We start from the raw sequence: 6,321 nt of genomic DNA, 5'->3' as shown, positions 1-6,321 counted from the left end.
TCCCAGCACTACGGATCCACAGAATGGGATCTAACGGGCGCTGGAGAAGGCGACTATTACTTCTCAGAACAGAACTACAACAACAAAGACATCTGGATTGACCTCGATGGCCAGATCTCTTATCTCGATCCTTACTCCGGTGGCCTGATCACTCCCCAAGCTGGTGAACAGGGCAATCAGTCCGGTGATGACCTCATCATTGGCTTTGATCGCGTTTCTTACTCAGACTCAGCTGAAAATTGGGAACCTTGGTACGGAGACTCGGCTCTCTCTAATCTCGCTATCGCTCGGCTTCGTGATGAGCAGGGCGAGTACTTCATCGTTCAAGACCGCTCCGGCAACTCCGATAACCAAGGCACTGACACCCTCCGCCGCGTCGATACTCTCGAAATTTATTCCCAGCACTACGGATCCACAGAATGGGATCTAACGGGCGCTGGAGAAGGCGACTATTACTTCTCAGAACAGAACTACAACAACAAAGACATCTGGATTGACCTCGACGGCAACGTCGCTCTAATCGATTCCTACGGCAATCCCATTCCCACTGGCCCGGGCATGCAGGGCAATCAAGCCGGTGATGACCTCATCATTGGTTTTGAAGAACTAAATCTCGATGGCGTGATGTCTGACTACAGAATTACAAAAGCTCGAGATCTAGATGGATATTTCTACAAAGTCACAAGTAATGATGCCCACTACGGTACCGATACTTTGCGGAATGTCGACAGCATTCAATTCGATGATTCCGTCTACTTCCTCAACGAAGAAGCCATTGATTCGGGGGATCGTGCATTACGCCTCCAAGCCCTCTTAACATCAGAGTCCTCAATACTGCCTCAAGTTGCAGTTCTAGGCGACTCCGTAGATCACGATGCAAGCTACTCACTTTTAATCACAGGTGAGTCATTGAGGGAGGGATACACCATTGAATCGGCGGATTTAACGCTGCATTTTGATCCGCTCCTCTTTGGCGTAATCAACGCTTCTGATGTTCGCATTGGAGGGGAATTACCCATAGCAAACGCAGTGGAGATTGACAATGAATCGGGCACTTTGCGATTAGCCGCTGCAAGCCTCGCAGCCCTTGACGCAGGTCAAGGTGTTTCCTCAGAGACTGTCATTGCATCAATTTCGCTTGACTTTGATGAAGAGGCACTCGCCACGATCGAAAAAAATGCAGACGGCAGCCTCGTTACCAATCCTCTCTCCTTCTCGCTCTCTGCTAACGCAGATGAAACAGTGTTGTCCAAGAACTTCTTTGATGCAACAGGCCTTCTAAATCGCGAGATTGTCACCCTCAATGATTTAGGCGGGTATGCGGCCGTCGGCAGCGAAGACGTCACTCTCTATGAAGCCAAGATCAACTTCGAACAGCAAGATGATGGCCTCGTCTTGGGAACCCAACGCGTCGTCGGTGCTGATGCCACGTTCACCAATTTGATCCGCTCTGGAGACACACTCACCACATCCGTCGACTGGCTCAATGTCGGCAACATCCAAGCCAACAATCTCAACTACAGCGAGGTCTACAACCAGAACGCCACCCTCGCTTCTGCTGACTTCTCACAGACCAGCGTTGCCAGTGGTTCTTTCATCGATGGTGTTTTTGTCAGCGATGCCCGTGAATCCACCACACTCACCACCGACATCAAGGTCACCGGCTCAGCTGGCAATGTGCTTGATCTCTCCGATGGCATCGTCTCCATCCAGGCCGAAGGATCAGAGATCTTCACCAATGAAGGCAAAGGTTCCTCAAACCTGATCACCTTCCAAGGTGACCTCAACTACGACGGCCGGGTTTCCATGAAAGACCTTGCCTACCTCAATGCTGGCGCTGCACGTCAGCAAACAGTCATCCCCGGTGACAACGAAACCGATGCTGATGGGAACGGCATTGTCGATGCATCGCTCGCCAAAGATGTTGATGCTGATTTCAACGGCAAGATCGACCTCGCTGACTTAGCTGTCCTCGACAATGACTGGGGCAAATCACTGCATACTGGTGATCAAGATTTCCAAGGATCTGAAAGCATCTCTTGGAATGAGCTCGATAGCCAGGGTGAAAGCTCAACCTGGGAGAACGATTCCTTCAAGGATCAAAATGCGATTGAGTCTGAGCCCGCTTATGTCGGCTCCCTCGAAGCACCTGGAACCTCTGGCGTGATTGGTTCAGATGGCAACCAAGATGGAAACAATTCGCTCGAGGGTGAAAGCTTCCAGGATCCTTTGGCCGCTTAAGCAAGCCACATTCCTCATCTCATTCAGGGGGCTGTACGGCACAGTCCGCTGAATGTCTGCAGCAACATGGCGGCAGAGCCAATACAGGCAGCCGTAACCATGCGCGACCTCTGCCCTGCCCTGCAGAACAAGACGTACTTCAACTACGGCGGCCAAGGGCCTTTGCCCAATCCATCCCTGGAGGCGATCACCGCAAGCTGGGCACGCATTCAGGAGCTCGGGCCGTTCACTGCAGATGTTTGGCCCTACATCGCCAAAGAGGTGAACAGCACCCGCCGTCTTCTGGCCCAGTGCTGCGGTGTTCCGCCCCATCGGCTTGCCCTCACCGAAAACGTCACCAGCGGCTGCGTGCTGCCGCTATGGGGGTTGCCCTTTACCAAAGGGGACCGGCTGCTGATCGGCGACTGCGAACACCCTGGAGTCGTGAGTGCCTGCGTTGAACTGGCCAGACGACAGAACCTCGCCATCGACGTGCTGCCGGTGAAGCATCTGCGGGGGGATCAGGCCCAATGCGATGCCGCCGTGGTCGAGGCGATTGACCAAACCCTCACCCCCCGCACCCGTCTGGTGGTGCTGAGCCATCTGCTCTGGAACACCGGCCAGGTGATGCCAATTGCCACCGTCGCCAAGCAGCTCCATCAGCACCCCCAACAACCTTTTCTGTTGGTGGATGCCGCCCAGAGCTTCGGACAGATCCCCGTTGAAGAGGCCGCTGCCGCGGCCGACATTTACGCCTTCACCGGGCACAAGTGGGCCTGCGGTCCAGAAGGGCTGGGGGGCGTGGCGCTTTCCGAGCGTGTGCTGGCTGAGGCTGCGCCAACCGTGATCGGCTGGCGCAGCCTGCGCGATGAAAGCAAGGCCGATCTGAGCAGCACTGATCTGTTTCACCACGACAGCCGCCGCTTTGAAGTGGCCACCAGCTGCGTGCCCTTGATGGCCGGCCTGCGCAGCTCACTGCAACTGCTGGAACAAGAGGGATCAGCCCAACAACGCTGGGACAGCATTCGAAGCCTTAGCGGCCACCTCTGGCAGGAACTCCAAGGGCTAGACCACGTCACACCCCTGCTGGAAACGGCGCCCGCCAGCGGACTGGTGAGCTTCCAGATCAACGGCGAAGTATCCCCCGCTGAGCATGTGAAGCAGTTGGGGGCCCAAGGGCTTTGGATTCGCGATCTGGCGGACCCCAGTTGCTTGAGAGCCTGCACCCACATCAGCACCACAGACGACGACATCAACGCCCTGGTGGCAGCGATCGGCACCCTTTGATCGGCTCAGATCAACCGCGTCAGAGCACCTTGCTTCAAGACAACCTCAAACGCAGGGCGCGTTCAGCTTCCTCGCGATCATCAAAGTGCACCTTCTCAGTGCCGAGAATCTGGTAATCCTCGTGCCCCTTACCGGCCACCAGCACCAGATCATCGGCCTCAGCCTCTGCGATAGCTGAAGCGATCGCACTGGCCCGATCGCCCTCCACAATGAGATCGATTCCGTCCGGAATCCCCGCCACCACGTCATCCAGGATCTGCTGAGGATCCTCGGTGCGGGGGTTGTCGGAGGTGACCACCACGCGGTCAGCCAGGCGTGACGCAATCGCCGCCATCTGCGGACGCTTGCCCCGATCCCGATCACCACCGCAACCGAACACGCAGATCAGCCGCCCGGTGCAGAACGGACGCGCTGCTGAAAGAGCGTTACTCAAGCCATCGGGCGTGTGGGCGTAATCCACGAGCACCGGAGGCAAATTCGCTGCATCCACACCGTTCAAAATCACCCGCTCCATCCGGCCCGGCACGCCACCGAATCGGCCGATGGCCTCCAGCAGCACCGGCAAAGGCAACTGCTGCTGAAGCAGCACCCCAACCGCCTGCAGCAGGTTCATCAAGTTGAAGCGACCCAACAAGGGCGAACGAAAACGGCCCTCGCCAACAGGGCTGATCAAGCGACCTTCCACCCCAGCGGCCGTCATCTGCAAATCGCTCATGCGCAACTCAGCCGATGGATCCTCAAGCGAACTGCGCCAACAGGCTGCGCCTAGCCGTTCAGCCAACCGCGCCCCCCAGGGGTCATCACTGTTGACCACCGATCGCGCATCGCCTTCCAACAACAGAGGATCCGCAAACAGCGACGCCTTCGCCTCGAAGTAGTCCTCCATCGAGGCGTGGTAGTCGAGGTGGTCCTGGGTGAGGTTGGTGAACACGGCTCCCGCGAAGCGGCAGCCCGCCACCCGCTGTTGCGCCAGAGCGTGGGAACTCACCTCCATCGCCGCCAGGCCACAGCCGGCGGAGACCGCCTCGGCAAGTTGCCCCTGAAGGAGATCGGCAAAGGCCGTGGTGTGGGTGGCCGTGATGATGTGGCCCGGCCAGCGGTTCACCAACGTGCCGAACAAGCCCACGGCTTGGCCGGACGAAGCGGCCAGATGCTCGATCAAATGGGTGGTTGTGGTTTTGCCATTGGTGCCGGTCACACCAATCAGGGCCATACGCCTGCAGGGATGGTCCCAGTACGCCGCAGCAATTTCACCGATTCGACGCGCCACCGGCTCTTGGATCACCACCACAGGGTCATCAGCACCTGGCGGTTGTGCAGCAGCAGCTTCAGCTCCAATCACAGCAGCGGCGGCACCGGCCTCAAGGGCTTGGGCCCAGAACGTGCCTCCATCCACCCGTTCGCCGGGGAGTCCGAGAAACAGGGTTCCAGGGCCGACGCGCCGGGAATCGGTGGTGATCGCCTCTAATCCAGGGTTAACCAGCCCAGGCGGCACTGCGATGCCTGCATCACTCAACAGGGCATGCAACGCCTGCGTCATCCCATCTCCCCTCTGCATGGGGGAGTTTTAAGCCGTTCAGAGCGCCGTGGACAGACAGCGTTGCAACCAATTCAACAGTCCCTCGCCCGTAAGACGTGGGGAGACCCGGGGGAGCTCAGATCCATCGAGAGCGAGCACAGGCACCTCGAGGTCGTAGCGGGCCTTCAGCTCCTGGGGGGTGCCGGTCGCGTCGATATCAATCACCGTCAGCTCGATCGACAGCCCCAAGAGATCGAGGGCACGCAAGCGGGATTCCAAGCCTTCACAGAGGCAGCAACCGGCGCGGCTGTACAGGGTGAGCTGCTTCATCAATCGGGCACCGGGTCACAGCCACAGGGAGTGAACGGATGGCAGCGCAGCAGGCGTTTCACGGTGAGCCAGCCCCCCTTCCAGGGACCATGCTTCTGGATGGCCTCCAGGCCGTAGGCGCTGCAGGTGGGCATGAAGCGACAGCGGGGCCCGATCATCGGGGAGATGAAGCGCCGATAAAAACCAATACCGGCCAGGAGAACAGCCGCCAGAGCATGATTAATCGCCTGTCGCAGCTTGGCCATCGGGCCGCCAGATAGAGTGGTTGATTCGTGCATCGCGGCAGATGCCTGGGACTCTTTCGGTTCCAGCATGCCCAACAACCGCACGATCTCAACACACACCTTCCCACCTATGTCCCGTTACCGCGGCCCTCGTCTGAGGATCACGCGGCGCTTGGGAGACCTCCCCGGTCTCACCCGGAAGGCCGCCAAACGGTCCTATCCCCCCGGTCAGCACGGCCAAGCCCGTCGCAAGCGCTCTGAATACGCGATCCGTCTCGAAGAGAAGCAAAAGCTTCGCTTCAACTACGGCGTCTCCGAGCGTCAGCTCGTGCGCTACGTGAAGAAAGCGCGCGCCCAGGAAGGTTCCACCGGAACCAACCTGCTCAAGCTGCTCGAGAACCGTCTCGACAATGTTTGTTTCCGCCTCGGCTTCGGTCCCACCGTGCCCGGCGCCCGTCAGCTTGTGAACCACGGCCACGTCACCGTGAACGGTCGTGTGACCGACATCGCCAGCTACCAGTGCAAGCCTGGCGATGTGATCGCCATCCGCGAGCGCAAGTGCAGCAAGAAGCTGGCTGAAGCCAACCTCGAGTTCCCCGGTCTGGCCAACGTGCCCAGCCACCTCGAGCTGGACAAGTCCAAGCTGAGCGCCAAGGTCACCGCCCGTTGCGAACGCGAGTGGGTTGCCCTGGAAATCAACGAACTGCTGGTGGTGGAGTACTACTCCCGCAAGGTCTGATC

General features: G+C 58.5%; 6 protein-coding genes. 3 read left to right on the top strand and 3 right to left on the bottom strand.

What is annotated here, in order from left to right:
* Both Q3Y53_RS07165 and Q3Y53_RS07160 read left to right on the top strand, forming a co-directional pair.
* The coding region (locus Q3Y53_RS07165; RefSeq protein ID WP_303534602.1) for a hypothetical protein at nucleotides 1-2,241 on the top strand (2,241 nt) is incomplete at its 5' end.
* Between the two features lie 99 nt (nucleotides 2,242-2,340).
* Nucleotides 2,341-3,507: an aminotransferase class V-fold PLP-dependent enzyme gene (locus tag Q3Y53_RS07160; protein WP_303534808.1), complete on the top strand. Its 1,167-nt coding sequence runs from the start codon at nucleotides 2,341-2,343 to the stop codon at nucleotides 3,505-3,507.
* A 34-nt stretch (nucleotides 3,508-3,541) separates the two neighbouring features.
* On the opposite strand, the gene Q3Y53_RS07155 is transcribed toward Q3Y53_RS07160, so the two are convergent.
* Genes Q3Y53_RS07155 through yidD form a run of 3 tightly spaced genes read right to left on the bottom strand, consistent with a single transcriptional unit; the run spans nucleotide 3,542 to nucleotide 5,634 of the window.
* A complete protein-coding gene (locus Q3Y53_RS07155; RefSeq protein ID WP_303534600.1) occupies nucleotides 3,542-5,047 on the bottom strand; it encodes a UDP-N-acetylmuramoyl-L-alanyl-D-glutamate--2,6-diaminopimelate ligase in 1,506 nt (501 codons plus the stop codon).
* 36 nt (nucleotides 5,048-5,083) lie between these two features.
* Nucleotides 5,084-5,356: a glutaredoxin family protein gene (locus Q3Y53_RS07150; RefSeq protein WP_226426079.1), complete on the bottom strand. Its 273-nt coding sequence runs from the start codon at nucleotides 5,354-5,356 to the stop codon at nucleotides 5,084-5,086.
* The gene (gene yidD / locus Q3Y53_RS07145) at nucleotides 5,356-5,634 is read right to left on the bottom strand and encodes a membrane protein insertion efficiency factor YidD (protein WP_368506436.1); all 279 of its coding nucleotides are present in this window, start codon (nucleotides 5,632-5,634) and stop codon (nucleotides 5,356-5,358) included. The genes Q3Y53_RS07150 and yidD overlap by 1 nt, the downstream gene beginning before the upstream one ends.
* 76 nt (nucleotides 5,635-5,710) lie before the next feature.
* Between yidD and rpsD the strand changes: the two genes are divergently transcribed.
* A complete protein-coding gene (rpsD, locus tag Q3Y53_RS07140) occupies nucleotides 5,711-6,319 on the top strand; it encodes a 30S ribosomal protein S4 (RefSeq protein ID WP_011363781.1) in 609 nt (202 codons plus the stop codon).
* Nucleotides 6,320-6,321 lie beyond the last annotated feature (2 nt).

Source organism: Synechococcus sp. YX-04-1, assembly GCF_030546365.1.
In the GTDB taxonomy this organism is placed as follows: Bacteria; Cyanobacteriota; Cyanobacteriia; order PCC-6307; family Cyanobiaceae; genus Parasynechococcus.
This window is presented reverse-complemented; position numbering and strand designations above follow the sequence as displayed.

Bases quoted from the DNA above. Each gene is read 5' to 3' on its own strand.
- Q3Y53_RS07160 (WP_303534808.1), top strand. From the start codon at position 2,341: ATGCGCGACCTCTGCCCTGCCCTGCAGAACAAGACGTACTTCAACTAC.
- Q3Y53_RS07155 (WP_303534600.1), bottom strand. From the start codon at position 5,047: ATGACGCAGGCGTTGCATGCCCTGTTGAGTGATGCAGGCATCGCAGTG.
- Q3Y53_RS07150 (WP_226426079.1), bottom strand. From the start codon at position 5,356: ATGAAGCAGCTCACCCTGTACAGCCGCGCCGGTTGCTGCCTCTGTGAA.
- yidD (WP_368506436.1), bottom strand. From the start codon at position 5,634: ATGCACGAATCAACCACTCTATCTGGCGGCCCGATGGCCAAGCTGCGA.
- rpsD (WP_011363781.1), top strand. From the start codon at position 5,711: ATGTCCCGTTACCGCGGCCCTCGTCTGAGGATCACGCGGCGCTTGGGA.